17 protein-coding genes are annotated in these 19,301 nt (G+C 62.4%); 13 read left to right on the top strand and 4 right to left on the bottom strand.

The annotated features are described in order from the left end of the window. The first annotated feature begins 52 nt into the window (after nucleotides 1-52). The 4 genes from G6N78_RS12960 (at nucleotide 53) to G6N78_RS12945 (ending at nucleotide 3,783) form a co-directional block, all read left to right on the top strand. Entirely contained in the window at nucleotides 53-1,135 is a 1,083-nt protein-coding gene (locus G6N78_RS12960) for a 4-oxalomesaconate tautomerase (RefSeq protein ID WP_165219014.1), read from the top strand. 50 nt (nucleotides 1,136-1,185) lie between these two features. Further along, a complete protein-coding gene (locus G6N78_RS12955; RefSeq protein WP_165219012.1) occupies nucleotides 1,186-2,187 on the top strand; it encodes an ABC transporter substrate-binding protein in 1,002 nt (333 codons plus the stop codon). Nucleotides 2,188-2,252: 65 nt separating this feature from the next. Further along, nucleotides 2,253-3,020 carry an ABC transporter ATP-binding protein gene (locus G6N78_RS12950; RefSeq protein WP_165219010.1) on the top strand — a complete coding sequence of 256 codons (768 nt, stop codon included), beginning with the start codon at nucleotides 2,253-2,255 and terminating at the stop codon, nucleotides 3,018-3,020. Beyond that, nucleotides 3,007-3,783: an ABC transporter permease gene (locus tag G6N78_RS12945; RefSeq protein WP_165219008.1), complete on the top strand. Its 777-nt coding sequence runs from the start codon at nucleotides 3,007-3,009 to the stop codon at nucleotides 3,781-3,783. Before G6N78_RS12950 ends, G6N78_RS12945 begins: the two co-directional genes overlap by 14 nt. A gap of 185 nt (nucleotides 3,784-3,968) precedes the next feature. Here G6N78_RS12945 and G6N78_RS12940 read toward each other — a convergent pair whose 3' ends face one another. Further along, nucleotides 3,969-5,006 (bottom strand): dipeptidase, encoded by a 1,038-nt coding sequence (locus G6N78_RS12940; protein WP_165219006.1) that lies wholly within the window; start codon nucleotides 5,004-5,006, stop codon nucleotides 3,969-3,971. Between the two features lie 210 nt (nucleotides 5,007-5,216). On the opposite strand from G6N78_RS12940, the gene G6N78_RS12935 reads away from it, so the two are divergent. From G6N78_RS12935 to G6N78_RS12905, 7 genes are all read left to right on the top strand, one after another. After that, nucleotides 5,217-6,815 (top strand): ABC transporter substrate-binding protein, encoded by a 1,599-nt coding sequence (locus tag G6N78_RS12935; protein ID WP_165219004.1) that lies wholly within the window; start codon nucleotides 5,217-5,219, stop codon nucleotides 6,813-6,815. After that, nucleotides 6,812-7,825, top strand: coding sequence for an ABC transporter permease (locus G6N78_RS12930; protein WP_165219002.1), 1,014 nt, complete (start codon nucleotides 6,812-6,814; stop codon nucleotides 7,823-7,825). Before G6N78_RS12935 ends, G6N78_RS12930 begins: the two co-directional genes overlap by 4 nt. Continuing rightward, nucleotides 7,822-8,724, top strand: coding sequence for an ABC transporter permease (locus G6N78_RS12925; RefSeq protein ID WP_206531653.1), 903 nt, complete (start codon nucleotides 7,822-7,824; stop codon nucleotides 8,722-8,724). The genes G6N78_RS12930 and G6N78_RS12925 overlap by 4 nt, the downstream gene beginning before the upstream one ends. Before the next feature lie 4 nt (nucleotides 8,725-8,728). Further along, the gene (locus tag G6N78_RS12920) at nucleotides 8,729-9,556 is read left to right on the top strand and encodes an ABC transporter ATP-binding protein (protein WP_165218998.1); all 828 of its coding nucleotides are present in this window, start codon (nucleotides 8,729-8,731) and stop codon (nucleotides 9,554-9,556) included. After that, entirely contained in the window at nucleotides 9,553-10,296 is a 744-nt protein-coding gene (locus tag G6N78_RS12915; protein ID WP_165218996.1) for an ABC transporter ATP-binding protein, read from the top strand. The genes G6N78_RS12920 and G6N78_RS12915 overlap by 4 nt, the downstream gene beginning before the upstream one ends. A gap of 56 nt (nucleotides 10,297-10,352) precedes the next feature. Then, nucleotides 10,353-11,858, top strand: a complete 1,506-nt coding sequence (locus tag G6N78_RS12910) for a serine hydrolase domain-containing protein (protein WP_165218994.1) — start codon at nucleotides 10,353-10,355, stop codon at nucleotides 11,856-11,858. Between the two features lie 62 nt (nucleotides 11,859-11,920). After that, the gene (locus tag G6N78_RS12905; protein WP_165218993.1) at nucleotides 11,921-12,805 is read left to right on the top strand and encodes a LysR family transcriptional regulator; all 885 of its coding nucleotides are present in this window, start codon (nucleotides 11,921-11,923) and stop codon (nucleotides 12,803-12,805) included. A 6-nt stretch (nucleotides 12,806-12,811) separates the two neighbouring features. Here the strand turns inward: G6N78_RS12905 and G6N78_RS12900 are convergent, their stop codons facing one another. The 3 genes from G6N78_RS12900 to G6N78_RS12890 form a co-directional block, all read right to left on the bottom strand. Further along, nucleotides 12,812-13,678 carry a D-amino-acid transaminase gene (locus G6N78_RS12900; protein ID WP_165218992.1) on the bottom strand — a complete coding sequence of 289 codons (867 nt, stop codon included), beginning with the start codon at nucleotides 13,676-13,678 and terminating at the stop codon, nucleotides 12,812-12,814. 20 nt (nucleotides 13,679-13,698) lie between these two features. Further along, nucleotides 13,699-14,745: a P1 family peptidase gene (locus tag G6N78_RS12895; RefSeq protein ID WP_165218990.1), complete on the bottom strand. Its 1,047-nt coding sequence runs from the start codon at nucleotides 14,743-14,745 to the stop codon at nucleotides 13,699-13,701. 144 nt (nucleotides 14,746-14,889) lie between these two features. After that, nucleotides 14,890-17,253, bottom strand: a complete 2,364-nt coding sequence (locus tag G6N78_RS12890) for a helix-turn-helix transcriptional regulator (RefSeq protein ID WP_165218988.1) — start codon at nucleotides 17,251-17,253, stop codon at nucleotides 14,890-14,892. A gap of 137 nt (nucleotides 17,254-17,390) precedes the next feature. Here G6N78_RS12890 and G6N78_RS12885 point away from each other — a divergent pair, with 137 nt between their 5' ends. Further along, a complete protein-coding gene (locus G6N78_RS12885; RefSeq protein ID WP_165221730.1) occupies nucleotides 17,391-18,419 on the top strand; it encodes an ABC transporter permease in 1,029 nt (342 codons plus the stop codon). Next, nucleotides 18,419-19,300, top strand: coding sequence for an ABC transporter permease (locus tag G6N78_RS12880; protein ID WP_165218986.1), 882 nt, complete (start codon nucleotides 18,419-18,421; stop codon nucleotides 19,298-19,300). The genes G6N78_RS12885 and G6N78_RS12880 overlap by 1 nt, the downstream gene beginning before the upstream one ends. Nucleotide 19,301 lies beyond the last annotated feature (1 nt).

Here is a 19,301-nt window from a genome sequence, read left to right as displayed (position 1 = left end):
ATACTGCAACAACGCGATGGATTGATCCATCCCGTGCAAAATTGAGGCGAAAATGAATGATCTCCTGAGGATCCCCTGTGTGCTGATGCGCGGCGGAACGTCCCGCGGGCCGTTTTTCCTGGCATCCGACCTTCCGCGTGATCAGGCGCAGCGTGACGCCGCCCTGTTGTCCATCATGGGCTCCGGGCACCCGCTGCAGATCGACGGAATCGGTGGCGGCAATCCCGTCACCTCAAAAGTGGCGATCATCGGCCCGTCCACGATCAAAGGCGCCGACGTCGATTATCTCTTTGCGCAGGTCCGGACGGACCGCCAGTACGTCGATTATTCGCCCAACTGCGGCAACATGCTGGCAGCCGTCGGTCCGTTTGCCATCGAGGCCGGCCTGATCGAGGCGAAGGGCCGAAACACGCTCGTCCGCATCCATAACGTCAACACCGGCAAGCTGATCGAGGCCAAGGTGCCGACGAGCGGCAGGGACGTGATCTATCTCGGCGATTCCTCGATCGACGGCGTGCCGGGGCTTGCCGCCCCGATCGCCCTCACCTTTGTGGATGCAGCCGGCGCGAAGACCGGCAAGCTGCTGCCGACGGGAAAACCGGTTGACGTGATCGACGGCATCGAGGTGACGGCTATCGACTGCGCCATACCCATGGTGCTGATGCGCGCTGCGGATGTCGGACTGACGGGCTACGAGGACCCTCAATCGCTGACAGACAACCGCGACCTGATCGCCCGCATGACGGCCATCCGCATCAAGGCCGGCGAGCGCATGGGCATGGGCGACGTGAGCGACATGGTCATCCCGAAGCCGGTCCTTCTGTCACCGGCACGCAAGGGCAGCACCCTGTCCGTGCGCTATTTCATGCCGAACGAATGCCATCCTGCCCTCGCGACAACCGGCGCCGTCGGCGTTGCAACGGCAGCGGTGACCGAAGGAACCGTCGCCTACGACCTGGCGGGCCGGCCTTCGCTCCCCGCCGAGATCGGCATCGAGCACCCCGCAGGTCGCCTGGACGTGCAGCTCGAAATGCGCAACGGCGCCATCGCGGCCGGTCTCGTCCGGACGGCGCGACGACTTTTTGAAGGCTATGCCTTCGCAAAACCCCTCGCAGCGATTGAAGACGCTGCGTAGCCAAAGCAATACTCACACCACATCACAGCATAAACCGGGAGGAGACCCTGATGCTTAAGACCCTGCTCGCAACCGCCGCCCTGTGCGCCCTTGCCGCATCCGCGAACGCCGAATCCGTCAGAATGAGTGTCGGATCCTACAACCTCAACAACCTGCCCTTCCCCGTTGCCGCCAGCCTTGGCTACTACAAGGACGAAGGACTGGACGTCACGACGGAGAACTTCGCACAGGGCGGTTCCAAGGTCCTCCAGGCCCTCGTCGCCGGTTCGACGGATGTCGCCGTCGGCTTCTACGACCACACGATCCAGATGCAGTCGCAGAACAAGCATGTCATCGGCTTCGTGATGATGGCCCGCAATTCGGGCCTCGTGCTGGCCGGCAAGAACGACACCGACTTCGACCCTGCCAAGCCGGAAACCATCAAGGGCAAGAAGGTCGGCATCACCTCTCCGGGTTCGTCATCCGACTTCTTCATCCGGTACTATTTGAAGGAACACGAGCTCAGCGATAACGACGTCTCGATCATCGGCGTCGGTTCTGGCGCGGCGGCCGTGGCAGCGCTGCAGCAGGGCAAGATCGACCTCCTCGTCAACTACGATCCGGCGGCCACGATCGTCGTCGAGCGTGGCCTCGGCAAGATCCTCATCGATGCCCGCAGCGACCAGGGCGCCAAGGATGTCTACGGCGGCATCTACCCGACCTCGGTTCTCTACGCCACGCAGGACTACATCGAGAAAAACCCCGAAATCATCCAGAAGGTCACCAACGCGACCGTCAAGGCGCTGCACTGGATCAAGGCCCATTCTGCAGAAGAAATCGTCGCGAAGCTTCCGGACGACTTCGTGTCGGGCGACAAGCAGACTTACATCAAGGCTGTCCAGGCGGCGAAGGCGATCTTCTCCGAAGACGGCAAGTTCGAGCCGGCCAACCTCGAAACCCCGCTCGCCGTGCTGAAGAGCTTCAATGAATCCGTCGCCAAGGCGACGATCGACCTCAACACCACCTACACCAACAAATTCGTTGAAGCAGCGGCTTCGAAGAGCGCAAACTGAGGACCATCCCCATGTCTTTGCCAGTGAGAAAGTTACACCCTGTGGCAGCATCTGATCCCCGGCCGATGGTTGCCATTGACGGCGTGACTATGGCGTTCGGTTCGTTCGTCGCCGTCCAAGACGTCAACCTCAATGTCGGCGATGGAGAGTTTCTCTCCATCGTCGGACCGACCGGTTGCGGCAAATCGACGATCCTCAACGCCATTGCGGGCCTGCTCAAGCCGGCAAAGGGCCAGGTCGCCATCGACGGGACGATCGTCAACGGAGTGCAGAACAATATCGGCTACCTTTTCCAGCAGGATGCTCTTCTGCCGTGGAAAACGGCCTACCAGAATGTCGAGTTGGGCCTGATGTTTCGCGGCGTGCCGGAAGCGGAACGGCGGGTGAAGGTTCTCGCCTGGCTTGAAAAAGTTGGCCTGAAGGGGTTCGAGAACCGCTTTCCACACATGTTGTCTGGCGGTCAGCGCAAGCGCGTCCAGATGGCGCAGGCTCTCATCACCGAACCGAAGGTCATCCTGATGGACGAACCGTTCTCGGCGCTGGACATCCACACCAGGCACCTGATGCAGAACGAACTCCTGAGGCTCTGGCAGGAAGACCGCCGCGCGGTCGTGATGATCACGCACGATCTCGAGGAAGCCATCGCGCTCGGCGACCGCGTCGTTGTTCTCGCCGCCGGCCCGAAGAGCCGCGTCATCGAGAGCTTCCCCGTCGATCTGGATCGCCCCCGCAATGTCGCGGAAATCAAACTCGATCCGAAATTCATGACCCTGTACCGTGACATCTGGGCCTCCCTGCGCGGCGAAGTGGAGAAGAGCTATGCAAGCCATTAACATTCGCATCATTCAGGTCGTGCTGCTCGTGGTCCTCCTTGGCGGATGGCAGCTCGGCGTATCGACGGGCGCGATCGATCGCTTCTTCTTCCCAGCGCCCTTCGACATCGTGCGCCAGGTGATTGACTGGGTCGCCGATGCCGGCTTCTACAAGCATGTCGGCATCACGCTGAGCGAGACGGTCCTCGGTTATCTCATCGGCACGGGTCTGGGTGTCGGCGCGGGTGTCTGGCTTGGCCTCAGCCCGGTGGTGGCCCGCGTGCTTGATCCGTTCATCAAGGCGGTCAACGCCATTCCGCGTGTTGTCCTGGCGCCCATTTTCGTGCTTTGGCTGGGTCTTGGCCTCTGGTCGAAGGTGGCACTTGCGGTCACGCTGGTCTTCTTTGTCACCTTCTTCAACGCGATGCAGGGCGTCCGCGAAGTCAATCCGGTCGTTCTGTCGAACACCCGCATTCTTGGTGCCAAGCGCTCCGACCTGCTGCGTCACGTCTATTTCCCTGCTGCTGCCAGCTGGATCCTGTCGTCGTTGCGCACCTCGGTCGGCTTTGCAGTGGTCGGCGCCATCATCGGCGAATACCTCGGCGCATCCGCCGGTCTTGGCTATCTGATCGCACGCTCGGAAGGCAATTTCGATGCGGTTGGCGTCTTCGCCGGCATCATCATCCTGGCCGTCTTCGTTCTCGTCATCGACCTGATCCTCGACGTCGCGGAAAAGAAGCTGATCACCTGGCGACCGAATGCGGGCGAGGAGCGGCCGGCTTAAGGTGAGCGACCTTGCCTGATGAAAGGCGGTTACTCGACCGCTCAGAGTTGCTGACAAACGTCTGCTTGCTATGCCGAGGCCTCTCCGACGAGGGGCCTCGGTCTGCCGTTAAAGGGCACCGCGGGGCTCGACCTTCCCCTAGAAAGCCTGTGATCCGTGACGCTCCGGAACAAGAGGTCTGGCGATCACGCGCCCCAGGTGCGCTCCAGAACAGAAACCCAATTCTCATGAGTGATCTTTGTCAGCTCCGCATCGCTGAAGCCGTGACGGCGAAGGGCTTCAACCAGACGCGGCAGGCCGGCGGCATCCTTCATCTCGGCCGGGATCGTCGTCCCGTCGAAATCCGAGCCGAGCGCCACGCGATCGATACCGATCCGGTCAGCGACATAGGCCACGTGGCGCACAAGGAGGTCGAGACTGGTCGCTGCGTCTTTGACCCCGTCATCGCGCAGGAAGAGGACACCGAAATTGATGCCGACCAGGCCGCCGGTGTCCTTGATGGAATCGAGCTGGCGATCGGTCAGGTTGCGGCTGTGCGGACACAGCGCATGGACATTCGAGTGGGACGCAACGAGAGGCGCCTGCGAGATCTTGGCGATGTCCCAGAAGCCGGCATCGTTCATGTGCGACAGGTCGACCATGATCTTCAGCTCGTTGCAGGCGCGGATGAGATCCCTGCCCGCATCCGTCAGGCCGGGGCCGATGTCCGGCGAGGATGGATAGCGGAAGGGAACGCCATAGGCGAACGCGTTCGGGCGGCTCCAGACCGGGCCAAGCGTGCGAAGGCCGGCCTGGTGGAGAACATAGAGCGCGTCGAGATCGGCGGCGACCGCTTCAGCACCCTCGATATGGACGACGGCGGCGAAACTGCCGGCCTCGATTGATCGGCGGATGTCGGCGGCGCTGCGGCAGATGGTGACCGCACCTTGCGAGCGCGCTTCGATGTCAAACAGCAAGCGCGCCATGGCGAGCGTCTCGTTCAGCGCGTCGGCCTGGGTGGGCGTCGGGAAATCGCCATTGGCATCCTTGGTCATGCTTGGCGAGGGAATGTAGATGGCGCAGAGACCGCCGGCGAGACCGCCCGCCTTCGCGCGTGGCAGGTCGATGTGTCCGGCTTCCTCCCCTTCGAGAAAACGCTTGACCGGATCCTCTCCACCACCGCGTCTCAGACGCAGAAGAACATCATTATGGCCATCGAAGACGGGAATGGGGGTGGTGAGCATATCGTCAAACATCCAGTGTGGGCGCGAGATCGGTCCCCGTTAGTAGGGAGCCGCCGCATCGGTCGCAAATGCAATCCGCGCATAACCCGTGCGAAAAATGGAATTGGTCGCCTGAAATGACGCCTGATATGAGCCTTGCATCATTTTTTGGCAAAAACCCGGTGGATCTCCGGGATTGTGAACATCTGGTCGTTCAAGGGGAATTTAACAATGGTATCCAGACGCAATTTTCTGATCGGCAGTGCTGCCCTGCCCTTCCTGTCGTATCTTGAACTGGCGGACACCGCCTTCGCGGCCACGCCGAAGGATATCCTGGTCGTTGCCCAGCAGCTCGACAACATGACGAGCCTCGATCCGCACGAGGGTTTTGAGGCCGTTGGCGGCGAGATGATCAGCAACATGTACCAGAAGCTGGTGCGCGCCAATAACGACAATCCCGACCAGGTCATCCCCGTCGTTGCAGCGTCCTGGGAAGCCGATGCGGAAAGCAAGGTTTTCACCTTCAAGCTTGCCGACCAGAAGTTCTCCTCCGGTGCGGATGTCACGGCTGAGGACGTTGCGTTCTCGCTGCAGCGCGCCATCAAGATGAACAAGAGCCCGGCCTTCATCATCAACCAGTTCGGCTTCACGGCAGACAATGTCGAATCCCTGATCGTCGCCAAGGATGCGAAGACCGTCACGCTGGCGACCGAAAATCCGACCTCGATCTCCTTCCTGCTGTTCTGCCTGTCGGCCAACATCGGCGCGATCGTCGAGAAGAAGGTGGTTCTGGCGAACGAGGTCAACGGCGACCTCGGCAATGCCTGGCTGCAGAAGAACAGCGCCGGCTCCGGCCCGTTCATGCTGCAGGCCTGGAAGGCCTCCGAAAGCATTTCGCTGCAGCTCAATCCGCATGGTCCCTACAAGGGCAACCTGAAGCGCGTCATCGTCAGGCACGTGGTCGACCCCTCCTCCCAGCTTCTGATGCTGCAGAAGGGGGATGTCGATATTGCTCGCGACCTGACCTCCGAACAGTTGAAGGCGGCGCAGAGCGACAAGGACATCACGCTTGTCCGCAAGCAGATCGCGTCCTTGGTGCTGATCTCGCTGAACCAGACCAATGCCAACCTCGCCAAGCCGCAGGTCTGGAAGGCCGTCAAATGGGCGCTCGACTACGACGGCATGCAGAAGAATATCGTTCCGCTCAGCCACGTCGTGCACCAGAGCATGGAGCCTTTGGGCTTCCCGGGCACGGTGAAGGATATCCCGTACAAGCGCGACGTCGAAAAGGCAAAGGCGCTGATGGCCGAAGCCGGTCTCGCAGACGGGTTCGACATCACGCTCGATCATTATTCAGCCCAGCCTTATCCCGACCTCGCTCAGGCGATCCAGGCCAATCTCGGCGAAATCGGCATCCGGGTGAAGCTGCAATCGGCGGAAAACCGGCAGGTCCTCACCAAGATGCGCGGTCGCCAGCACGAGATGGCGCTGTCGGCCTGGGGAACGGACTATTTTGACCCGAACTCCAATGCGGAAGTCTTCTGCATCAACAAGGACAACTCGGCCGACGCCAAGAAGAAGCCCTTCGCTTGGCGCTCCTCTTTCAAGGACGACGCTCTGACCGCCAAGGCGGAAGCCGCCCGCGACGAGAAGGATCCGGCCAAGCGCATCGCTCTTTACGAAGAGCTGCAGCGCGAGTTCATGGAGAACAGCCCGTTCGCCGTGATGTTCCAGACCACGAGGACCGCGGCCTGCCGCACCGGTGTGGAGGGTGTCCGCCTGGGCGTCCTGTCCGAAGGCAATACCTACCTGGAGACCAAAAAGGCTTGAAGAACCGTCTTAAGTCCTTCTCCGCAATGCTGAGCAGCGTCGTCCTGACGCTGTTCGGCCTCACGGTCCTCACCTTCCTGATCGGCCGGGTCATGCCGGTCGATCCGGTCATTGCCGCCGTCGGCGACAATGCGCCGGAGGATGTCATCCTGCGCGTGCGCGCCGAGATGGGGCTCGACCAGCCCATTCCGGTGCAGTTCCTGCATTATCTCAACCAGCTTGTGCACGGCGATTTCGGCATGTCGGTTCTGACGAAGAACCCGGTCGCGACCGATATCGCCCGCTTCTTCCCCGCGACGTTCGAACTGGCCACTGCAGCCCTGTTGCTCGCCACGCTCGTCGGGATTCCGCTCGGGGTCTGGGCCGCCGTGCGCCAAGGCTCGTTCACCGATCAGGCGATCCGCGTCCTGTGCCTGGCGGGCCATTCCGTGCCTGTGTTCATGCTGTCGATGATCTCGCTGCTCATCTTCTATTCGGCCCTCGGCATCGCCCCCGGTCCGGGCCGGCAGGACATCATCTATGATGGCATGATCCCGACGGTCACCGGTCTGATGTCGGTCGATACGCTGCTCGCCGGTGATCTCGATGCCTTCTGGGATGCGTTGGCGCACATGGCCCAGCCGGTCATCATTCTTGCCTATTTTTCCATGGCCTATATCGCCCGCATGACGCGCGCCTTCATGATCGATGCGCTGAAGGGCGAATATGTCATCACCGCGCGCGCTAAGGGGCTTTCCGGCCTGAAGGTCGTCTGGAGCCATGCGTTTCCGACCGTCGCCGTCCAGTTGATCACGGTGCTGGCGCTCACCTATGCCGGCCTGCTCGAAGGCGCGGTCGTGACGGAAACGGTCTTCTCGTGGCCGGGCATCGGCCAGTATCTGACGACATCGCTAATGAACGCCGACATGAACCCCGTCATCGGCTCGACCCTTCTCGTCGGCCTGATCTATGTCGGGCTCAACCTGTTTGCGGACATTCTGTACCGTCTGCTCGATCCAAGGGTGCAATAATGGCGTCCGCTTTCCGTACCTGGGCGCTCAGCGAAACGCCCTCCTCGCGCCGTCAGGCGACATGGGGCAACCGCTACCGCGCGTGGCTGAACCTCAAGGGCAATCCCCTCGGCATGATCGGTCTGACCATCATCGTCCTCTTCGTGCTGATGGCGATCTTCGCGCCCCTGCTGGCCACCCACGATCCCGCCACGCAGGAACTCGGCAACCGGCTTGCGATACCGAACGCCGCGCATTGGCTGGGTACCGACGAACTGGGCCGCGATGTCTATAGCCGCATCCTCTATGGTGCCCGTGTCACGCTCGGCATGGTCATCGCCGTCGTCGTCCTCGTCGCACCGCTTGGGCTCGCCATCGGCTGCATCGCCGGCTATTTCGGCGGGATCGTCGATACGGTGTTGATGCGCCTCACCGATATCTTCCTGGCCTTTCCGCGCCTCGTTCTGGCCCTCGCCTTCGTCGCGGCACTGAAGCCCGGCGTCGAAAGCGCCGTTCTTGCGATCGCGCTGACCGCATGGCCGCCCTATGCCCGCATGGCGCGTGCCGAGACGCTGACCGTGCGCGGCAGCGACTTCATTGCCGCCTACCGGCTCACCGGCGCATCGTCCTGGCGGATCATCTTCCGCCATATTGCGCCGCTCTGCACGCCGAGCCTCATCGTCCGCGTCACGCTCGACATGAGCTCGATCATCATCACCGCGGCCTCGCTCGGCTTTCTCGGCATGGGCGCGCAACCGCCCTCGCCGGAATGGGGAGCGATGATCGCCACCGCCAAGCGCTTCATGTTTGAGCAATGGTGGGTACCGATGATCCCGGCCATTGCGATCCTGCTCGTTTCGCTTGCCTTCAACTTCCTCGGCGACGCCATGCGCGACGTCCTTGATCCGAAGGGGAACTGAACCGGTGCTTGTCGACATCCAGAATCTCCATATCGGCTTCGAGAGCCGCACCGGCTTCACGCCGGCGGTGAAGGGCGTGTCCCTGACGCTCGGCACCGAAAAGCTCGGCATCGTCGGTGAAAGCGGCTCGGGCAAGAGCCTCACCGCGCGTGCCCTGATGAAACTCCTGCCGAAGCAGACGCGAATCCAGGCGGACACACTGACCTTCGACGGCATCGACATCATGTCCGCCAGCGAGCGGCAGATGCGCCAGATCCGAGGAAAGCGGGCGGGCTTCATTCTGCAGGATCCGAAATATTCGCTGAACCCGGTCAAGACCATCGGCAGCCAGGTGGCGGAAGCCTGGCGCACCCACAAGGGCGGCAGCAAGCGGCAGGCGGCGGACGCGGCGGTCATGCTGCTGGAACAGGTGAAGATCCGCGATCCGAAGAAGGTGGCGGCCTCCTATCCGCACGAGGTGTCCGGCGGCATGGGCCAGCGCGTCATGATCGCCATGATGCTCGCACCGGACCCGGAACTGCTGATCGCGGACGAACCCACCAGCGCACTCGATGCCACCGTCCAGGCGGAAATCCTGCGGCTGATCGAGGAGCTGGTGTCGGAACGGGGCATGGGCCTGCTGCTCATCAGCCACGATCTTCCGCTTGTGTCGCATTTCTGTGATCGCGTTGCCGTCATGTATGCCGGGCGCGTGATGGAGGAGTTGAAAGCATCCGAACTCCTCTCGGCGCAGCATCCCTATACGCGGGGGCTGTTGAACTGCATGCCGTCGCTCCTCCATCCGAAGGACCGCCTGCCTGTGCTCACCCGTGATCCGGAGTGGCTGACATGACCATTGAGATCGATAATCTGCGCATCAGTTTCGGGGACAAGGAGGTCGTCAAGGGCGTCTCCTTCCAGGTGGCCGAGGGAGCCAGCTTCGGCATCGTCGGCGAAAGCGGGTCGGGCAAATCGACCGTGCTGCGCGCCATGGCCGGGCTCATCAACCACTGGTCCGGACGCATCGTTTTTGCCGGTGAAGACGCGCCGCTGAGACGTCCTCCGGCGTTTTTCCGCAAGGTGCAGATGGTGTTCCAGGACCCTTACGGTTCGCTGCATCCGCGGCAGACCATCGACCGCATCCTGTCGGAACTGCCGTTGGTGCATGGCATGACCGATATCGACGCGCGCATCGCGAAGGTTCTGTCCGCGGTGGCGCTGCCGCAATCGGCCCGTTTCCGTTTTCCGCACCAGCTCTCCGGCGGGCAGCGGCAGCGCGTGGCGATTGCCCGCGCCTTGATTGCCGAGCCGCAGGTGCTGCTCCTGGACGAGCCGACCAGCGCGCTGGACGTTTCCGTGCAGGCGGAGATCCTCAATCTGCTCGCCGATCTCAGGGTCGAGCGGAACCTGACCTATGTGATGGTCAGCCACAATCTGAGCGTCATTGCACATCTCTGCTCGCATGTCGGCGTCATGATCGATGGCCACATGGTCGAACAGGTGACGGCGGACGATCTGCGTCTTGGAAACGTGCAGCACGCGCACACACGCGAACTCAGAAGCCTCAGCGTCGAACTCGAAGAACCGGCCTGACCTTTTCAGGTTCTGGCGGAGCCGGGTCCGGTTTTCGGGGATTATTGGAGAAGTGCATGTCGATCACGGCCCATTGGGAAGCGGCGCAAGCCGTAGCAAGGAATTTCGCAGTCGGATGGGGTGCTGACCAGCCCGGCGGAGCCGTGATCGGGTTCGATGAAAGCGGCATCCGTTTCGCCGAAGCCGGCGGTGTCGAAAGTCTCTCGACCATGGCTCCGTTTACCGCCGGGACGGTGGTGCGATATGCCTCCGTCACCAAACATGCCTTCTCAGCGATGGTGCTGTCGCACCCCGACGCGATCACCCTCGACGACAGGCTTGGCGCGCATCTGCCCGAGCTTCAGGAACCCTTGGCGAGCGTCACGGTAGGACGCGCCCTTGACATGAGCGGCGGGCTTCCCGACACGCGCGAATGCCTGTCGCTCCTCGGGCTATCCGTCTATACCGAAACCAAGGCTGGCCCCTTGCTGGAATTCCTCGCCCGCCAGACGCGCCTCAACTACGAGGCAGGCACCGAGATTTCCTATTCGAACACCGGTTATCGGCTGGTCGAAGCGGCGCTTGAACGGAAGGGCCTGTTTTTCCGCGACTTCATCCGCTCTGTCGGCGACGAGACGATCGTCCTCGATGCGCCGGATGCCTGGAATGATGCCGTTGCGGGTCTCGTGCCGGGATACTGGCATGACGGTGAGAAATGGCAGCTCTCTGCCGCAGGCCTGCATATATCCGCCTCCGGCAGCATGACCGGCAGCGCGACGAGCCTTGCGAACTGGCTGCGCCTGCTGCTCTCCGACACGCCCCCGTTTGCCGGAACGCTCGATCGTCTCGCCGCACCCCGTGCGCTCGCCGACGGTCGTGAAAGCGGCTATGGTCTCGGGCTTCGCCGCACGATCCTCGGCGGCCGCGAATTCACCAGCCATGGCGGCTCGCATCCCGGCTACAAGAGCTATTTCCTGCTTGATCGCGTCAGCAGGAGCGGTTTCGTCATCGTGTCGAACCGGGAAGACACCAACGGCAACAAGATCGCCCAGGAGGCCATGGCCGCGCTGCTCGACCTGTCCCTGCCCGTCGCGTCGGCGGCGCTCTGGGATGGTCTCTATGTCACCGAGACGGGACCCTTCTGGCTGGACGTCAAGGGCTCCACGGTGACCTGGCTCGATGCCGACGAGACCGTCTATCAGGAGGACGGCGACGCCGTTTCGACCTTTTCCGCCTCCTCCCCCATGCGGCTGACGATGGACGGACCTGCCATTGTCGGCGAGATCGGTCACGCCGCGCGCCGCCTCCTGCCGGCTGTCGATGCCGGCGTACCCGCTTCTCTGGAAGGTCACTGGCAATCGGACGAAGGCGCGTGTTTCGAGATCGATGGCGGGGCCGTGGTCATGGGTGTCGGTCCGGTCCGTCACCGCATGCCGCTCACAGCGCTCGGCGGCGGCCGCTTCCTCTTCACGCTGAAGGACGGCCCCTGGACGAAGCGGGTGTGCCTGCATCTCCTGTCGGACAATCGCCTTGAACTCGTGCTGTCGCGTGCACGAATGATCGAGTATGGCCGCGCTGGTTGATTGCATTTTAAGACCAATCGGACCAAGGGAAAACGTCTATCCGTTTTTCAGTGGGGTTTGGTGTGGAAGTCAAATGGCTTGAAGATTTCCTGGCGCTTGCCCAGACGCTCAACTTTTCCAAGGCTGCCGAGGAGCGGCATGTCACCCAGTCGGCTTTCAGCCGCCGCATCCGGCAGCTGGAAGCCTGGGTCGGCACCAGCCTGATCGATCGTGCGACCTATCCGTCGCGACTGACGGATGCCGGCGCACGCTTCGTGCCGATCGCCGAGCAGACCCTGCAGGGTCTTTATCAGGCGCGCCGCAATCTTCAGCACGAGGAAGGCGATAACGCCCGGACCGTTACGTTCACGGCCCTCCACACGCTGTCCTTCACCTTCTTTCCGGACTGGCTCAACGACCTCAATGCCAGGCTGGGGCCGATCGTTTCGCACATGCGACCCGATTCCGGCAGCATGGAGGAAAATCTCAACTCCCTCATCGACGGCGATTCCGATTTTCTGCTGACCTATCAGAACCCGCATGTGCCGATGCTGCTCGGGCCGCAGTTCGAACATCATCGGCTGGGCGCGGAAACCATCATCCCGGTCAGCGCCCCGGATGCAGGCGGGCAGCCCCTGCACCGGATCGCGCCGGATTTCGCCCATGTCAGCTATCAGAAGATCTCGTTCTTCGGCCAGTTGATTGCCGGCGCGATGGCCGATCGGCTGCCGGCGGAAAACCGCGTTCACGTCGGCAGCATGTCGGTCGGCCTGAAGGGCATGGTGATGGCCGGTTGGGGGTTATCCTGGATACCGGAAAGCCTGGTTGCCGCCGAACTCGCCGATGGCCGGCTGGTGAGGGCTGCAGAGCCGGACTGGGATATCAATGTCGAGATCCGGCTCTATCGTTCGCGGGAAAACCGCCGACCGATCGTCAAGCGCACCTGGAGTGTCCTGACGTCCGGCTAAGTTTTCTCAAACGGCGGTGCGCCGGGCATTCTCCATGTAGAGTGTCCGCAAACGCTTGAACATCGGGCCGACCTTGCCGTCGCCGACGGGCTTGCCGTCGATCGAGGTGATCGGCACGATGAAGTTCGAGGCGCTGGTGAGGCAGGCTTCCCGGGCCGACATGGCTTCGTCCACCGAGAACGGGCGCTCCTCGATCGTCAGGCCCTGCTCGCGGGCAAGATCCAAAACCGCAAGCCGCGTGCAGCCGGGCAGCGTCGTGTGACTGTTGGCGCGCGTGACGATCTTGTCGTCATGGGTGATGATATAGGCCGTCGAGGATGCCCCCTCGGTCACATACCCATCCTCGACCATCCAGGCCTCGTCGCAGCCCTCTGCCTTGGCGATGCGTTTTGCGAGAACCTGCGGCAGAAGACAGACGGTTTTGATGTCGCGGCGCTCCCACCGCTGGTCCGGGACGATCTTGACCTTCAGGCCCTTTTCGACAGCCGCCACATGTTCCAGCGTCTTTGCCTGGGTAAAGAGGAGAAGTGTGGGCGCGAGGTCTTCCGAATAGAGGAAATTGCGATCCTCGGCCCCGCGTGTGTATTGGAGGTAGATCATGCCTTCGGTCAGCGCGTTTTCGGCGACGAGCCGCTTTTCGATCGCGACGATCTCGTCGGTCGAGATGGGCAGCGTGCCGCCGATCTCCCGCACGCTGCGCTCCAGACGCGCCATGTGCAGCGGACTGTCGATCAGCTTGCCATCAAGAACCGCCGTCACCTCGTAGATCCCATCGCCGAAGAGGAAACCGCGATCGAAGATCGAGATGTGGGCCTCGTGCTCGGGCAGGAAGACACCATTGAGATAGACGATGCGGCGTGTTGCGGCAGGCATGGGAACTCCGGTTCTCATAGTCAGAGACGCTTGAGTGCGTCGAGGGAAATGGCTTGAATGATGGAAGGCTTGCCGGTTGCGGCATTGTAGCCATGAGTGGTCGTCGCCATGGTCAGCGAATTGAGAATGGCCTCCTCGCTCGCCTCGATCACCGCTTCAAAGAGCGGGGAGACGACGTCGTTGGATAAAACCGGATAGTGCGCCACCGCCTTGCGGCGCTCCGGCGTGCGACGCACCTCCTCGGCCGTCGAAAAGGTGAGCGCGTAGTCGCCCGAGCCGTTGCTCAGCGCTGCGCCCGTGCGCGCGAGACCGCCAAAACAACGCTCCGCGAGCCGCTTGAGGTTGCGTGAGCAGAGCGGTGCATCGGTGGCAACGATCATGACGATCGAACCATCCTTGTCATGGCCTTCCGCCGCATAGGATCGGCCGTCCACGATCAGCCTGCCACCGTAATTCGATTGGACGAGAACGCCGACCGTGTAACGGACCCCGGCCACAGGTACGATCCGCGAACTGGTGCCGATACCGCCTTTCAGGCCGAAAGCGACCGTGCCGGTTCCGGCACCGACTGCGCCTTCCTCCACCGGACCCGGTTGGGCGGCGGCCAAGACGTCGAGCATTTCATCCACCGTCGGACGCGCCGCACGAATATCATTGAGCCGCGAGTCGTTGGTCTCTCCGACAACCGCGTTGACGGAGACGACGCGCTCATTGCCGGCCTGCGCCAGGGTATGGCGATTGATGGCTTCGATCGCACGACCGACGCCCAGTGTATTGGTCAGCAGGATCGGCGTTTCCATTTCGCCCAGCTCGTCAATCTGCGTCGAGCCGGCGAACTTGCCGAAGCCGTTGAAAACAGCCAGTGCGGCGGGCACCTTGTCCTGAAACAGATTGCCGGTATGGGCCAAGATGGCGGTTGCGCCCGTTCGTGTCCGGTCGCCATCGGCGCAGGTGACATGACCCACGGCGACACCATCGACATCGGTGATCGCATTCAGCGCACCGGTTGCGTGATGTCCGACGGACAGACCAAGAGCGCGCGCACGCGCACGACCGTCATGCTTCATTGAATTCACTCTCGATCCAAGTTGCTGACACGGTACTTCAGGCAACGCCGGATCGACATGCTAAAAACGGAATAGTTTGATGCCGGCTTTGCAATGGGGTTTGCCTGCAGCACGACCGTATCGCATGGTCACGCAATGGGCGGCCTAGCTGATCCAGCCAAGCGCCGTTGCAGCGCTCAAGGCTTCCGACCGGCGACGGCAGCCAAGTTTGCGATAGAGGTTCCCGAGATGGTATTTCACGGTGACCTCGGAAATGTGCAGCGTCGCGGCAATCTGCTTGTTGGACAGTCCGGCCGCGGCCAGTTGCAGCATCTGCGCCTCCCGTTGGGATAACCCACCCTTCAGTGCGCGTGCATGCGGCGAATTCAGCGAAGAGCTGAAGATGGACAGCGAACGCCGGACACTCACGGATTTCTCGACAAACCCCCTCAGCAGCTTGTTTTCCAGAAGCGGCGAGAGAAACATCCGCTCTTCCGACAGAACCCCGTGGCAGCCGAGTCGATTGGCACTTTCCAGCGCCGACAGCAGGTGGCTGCGAGCAAGGACCGTTTCGCGACGCTGATGGGATGCATAGCTCAGCCAGATTGCCAGGGCGACCCGCTCGCGATGGGTGACTTTCGGATTGGCCATCAGCGCTTCCAGCTGGCGCGCAAGATAAGGGCGAGGTGACCAGAGATGCACCGCTTCGCGAAGCCAGGCCATGACATAGGCAATCTCGTCGCGTCGGTTGAGGCGTGACAGGTCGTCAACGGCACTTTCGATCCAGTGTTTGCCGAGCGGCATGCGGATGGCGGAGAGAGCGGCCGCCGCCTCCCGCCAGCGCCCGGCGTTCTGGTAGGCGATCGCGGTGCGGATTTCCATCATGGCATGAAACTGCAGACCGTCGGAAAGATGGATCCAGAGCCCGTCCAGGAAGCCCGGGCGCACGCCCATCGGAAAATGGTCGATCAGGGCCTGCGAGGCATAATGCAGGGCAAACTGCATCAGGCTCGGCCAGATTTCAGCGGCGGCGAAGTCCTCGAACTCGGTCTGCACGAATTCCAGCAAGGGCCGGTGGCGTCCCGCCTCGTAGTCAAGACAGGCCTCGGCCAGGCGCAGCATGCGAAATTCCGCGGCTGCCGGATGCGGCACCTGTTCAAGACGCGCGCGCGCGTCCTCAGCCGCCTTGCGGGCCAGCAGCGCGTCGCCTCCCATCAGACGCAGCACGCTCTGATGGAGATGAATGAAGAACTCCAACAGCGGCTGGCCGCCCATCTTTTTCAGATAGATCAACGCGCGCGCAGCAGCGGCTTCGGCCTCGCGAAAATTCCGGCGGCGGATCTCGAACTCCAGAAGTGCATTGTAATAGGACGCCCATTTCCCGTGCTCCCCGGGAGGGTAGTCCGCCATGAATTCCGCGAGCCGCTCGAACATCGCATCGCTTGGCGTCAGGTCCTGCGAAATCATGAGGTTGAGGCGGAAGGTGCGCGCGGCAAAGGAAAAGCGCGATCCCTTGACCAGCACCTTCATGGGGTCGAGGTAGTCGAGCCCCAGGTGTTTCGACAGCAGATGGCGCACGCGATGCAGCTCGCCCTGTTTCATCAGCGCCCGGCAGATGGCAAACAGGATCGTCTCGTTCTCCGCCACCATCTCGTGCGAAAACCGCACGATGGTATCCTGAAACTCCGCAACGCTGCTGCGATAGATAAGATCGCGGCCATCCGCCCGCTCCAGAATGGCGGCAGCCTGCCCCTCCAGACCATGATCGAGCAGCAGGTTCATGGCAGCAAGCACCTGCCCGGACTGTTCGAGCGTGGACGCAATGTCTTTCAAGGCCGCCGGGTTGCCATAGGTCGCGAGGCTTTCGCTGCTTGCCCGACGCAGAGCCTCGACCAGCAAAGGGTAGCGGCCCGGCTCCGCCAGGAGACGCGGCGGCAGCAGCGCGGCACCGGCAGCCGGAACCGATTGGTCCGGCGCCTTTAGCCACAAAGACAAGGCCGCCATGTCGCCTGGCGTCAGATGGTCGAACAGCGCTTCGCGGCAATAATCGACCAGATTTTCCTTAGGATCCTCGTCGCAGGCGGCGAGCCGCAGAAAGACCGGCCAACCGGCATAGGTTTCGATGGCAGCCTTCGCGACATCCGGTGGCAGAGCTTCGAGATCGTTCTGGTGAAAGGACAGGTCTTCTGCGGAGAGGACAAGGCAGCCGCCATGCAGACGCGCCCGCGCCAGCCCCGTGACCTTCTGCTGAGGCCGGCAGGCGATGACGATCCGGTCGGCACTCTCGATGAGGGCGTCGGACAGCCTCAGCGTGCGGGCCTTGCGCGGCAAGTCCCAGAACAGGAAGCCGCCCTCGAGATCCGCCTGCTGGGGATGGAGCGAGGTGCAGACCCTGCCGCCCGCATCCTGCGCCATCTGCTGGAGCAATACGCTTTTTCCCGCGCCCGCCGCCGACGACAGAAGCAGGATACGCGGGCCGCGACCGCGAGCAAGACGACTGAGACGGGGCCGATCGAGAAGACTGTGCATGGGAGAGGAATAGGGGATCTTCGTTTTGAAACCTATACCTCTCGATCAAAAAACTATACCAGCCCGCGCTTGTCCCGACCGGACCTGCAGAAGACAGTACGGTCAGATGTTTCCTGGTGAAGGGATCTTTTGAGACGATGCGGCACCACCCGTTGACGGCGATCCTCTCGCGGCTCGGCAGCTTCCTGCTGGTCATGGTCGCGCTGTCCCTGATGATTTTCACGCTGGCGCGTGTCGTCCCGGGAGACCCGGCCCGCATGGCGCTCGGACCAGCGGCGACACCGGAGCAGGTGCAGGCGCTGCGCCTGCAGATGGGGCTCGATCAGCCCGTGCTGGTGCAGTATCTCGATTATGTGCGCAAGGCGCTGCACGGCGATCTCGGCACCTCGCTGGTGTCGCAGCGCCCCGTCACGACCGATCTTGCCCAGACGGTACCGGCCACGGTGGAGCTTGTTCTGGTCTCCGTCGTCTTCATGTTCCTCATCGCCATTCCGCTTGGTGTGATCACCGCCCATTACCGGGACCGCGCGCTGGACCATGGGGGGCGCATCCTGTCGCTGACGGGGGTTACCATCCCGAGCTTCCTTTTTGCGATCACTCTGCAGTTGCTGGCGGCACGGATGCCCGGCGGCTGGCCGATCATCGGTCGTCTGGATCACGGGCTCGGCTGGCCGGGCGGCCCGACCGGTTTCCTGCTGCTGGACGGCCTTCTTGCCGGCAGGTTCGACGTGGTCGGCAGCGCCCTGCAGCACATCGCGCTGCCCGCCTTTGCGCTGTCCATGGCCGGCATCGGCCAGATCACCCGCATCACCCGCTCCTCGATGATCGAAAATCAGCGCAAGGACCATGTCCTGACGCTGCAGAGCTTTGGCGTGCCCGAGCGCGTCATCATCTTTCGCTACCTGCTGAAGCTTTCCTCCATCGCGCCGCTGACGATCATGGGGCTCGAATTCGCCTCGCTGATCGGCAATGCCTTCGTCATCGAGATGATCTTCGCCTGGGGCGGCTTCGCCTCCTATGGCCTCAACGCCATCCTGCAGAAGGACCTCAATGCGGTGACGGCCGTGGTGCTGGTGGCGGGACTGTTCTTCATCGTCGCGAACCTCGTTGTCGATGTCCTGATCTCGATCATCGATCCGCGCATGCGCCGGAAGGAGGCACTCTGATGGCCGATATCAAGATCCTGGACCCGGCCGATCGCGGCCTCAGCGCCGGCTACATGATGTGGTACCGCTTCAGCCGAAATCCGGCGGCCGTGATCGGCTCGCTGATCCTGCTGTCGGTCATCATCCTCGCGGTGTTTGCACCGTGGCTGACGCCCTATCCCAAGCATGTCGGCAGCGTCGTCGATTTCAAGGCGCGCCATCTGCCGCCGGATGCCGGCCACTGGTTCGGCACCGACAAGGCCGGGCGCGACATCTTTTCCCGCACCGTCTTCGGTCTCCGTGTCTCGCTGCTGCTCGTCCTCGGCGTGCTCGGCATCTCCGTGCCGGTCGGCACCGTGCTTGGCCTGATGGCCGGCTATTTCGGCGGCTGGACAGAACGGCTGATCAGCGGACTGACCAACGTCATGCTGGCCATGCCGCCGCTCGTCATGGCGCTTGCGGTATCGAACCTGCTCGAACCGACGCTGACGAATGCGATGATCGCCATCACGCTTCTGTGGTGGACCTGGCATGCGCGGCTGATCTATTCGGTGTCGAAATCCATCGCATCCGAAGATTACATCGAGGCAGCGCGGCTGGCCGGCGCCGGTCCCTTGCATATCCTCTTTCGCGAGATCCTGCCCAATTGCGTCGCAGTCATCTCGGTGAAGACGACGCTGGACGCCGCCTTCGTCATCCTGTTCGGCGCGACGCTGAGCTTCCTCGGCTTCGGCGTGAAACCCCCGACACCGGATCTGGGCTCGATGGTGGCCGACGGGCGGCAGTTCATGCCGGATTTCTGGTGGGAAGTGCTCTGCCCGGGTGCTGCGGTGCTTTACGTGACCCTTGGGTTCAACCTGCTGGGCGACGGCCTGCGCGACATGTTCGACGTGGAGGGCTGAG

This window comes from Allorhizobium pseudoryzae (assembly GCF_011046245.1).
Taxonomy (GTDB): domain Bacteria; phylum Pseudomonadota; class Alphaproteobacteria; order Rhizobiales; family Rhizobiaceae; genus Neorhizobium; species Neorhizobium pseudoryzae.
The sequence above is the reverse complement of the archived record's forward strand: the minus strand, read 5'-3'. Positions and strand labels throughout refer to the sequence as shown.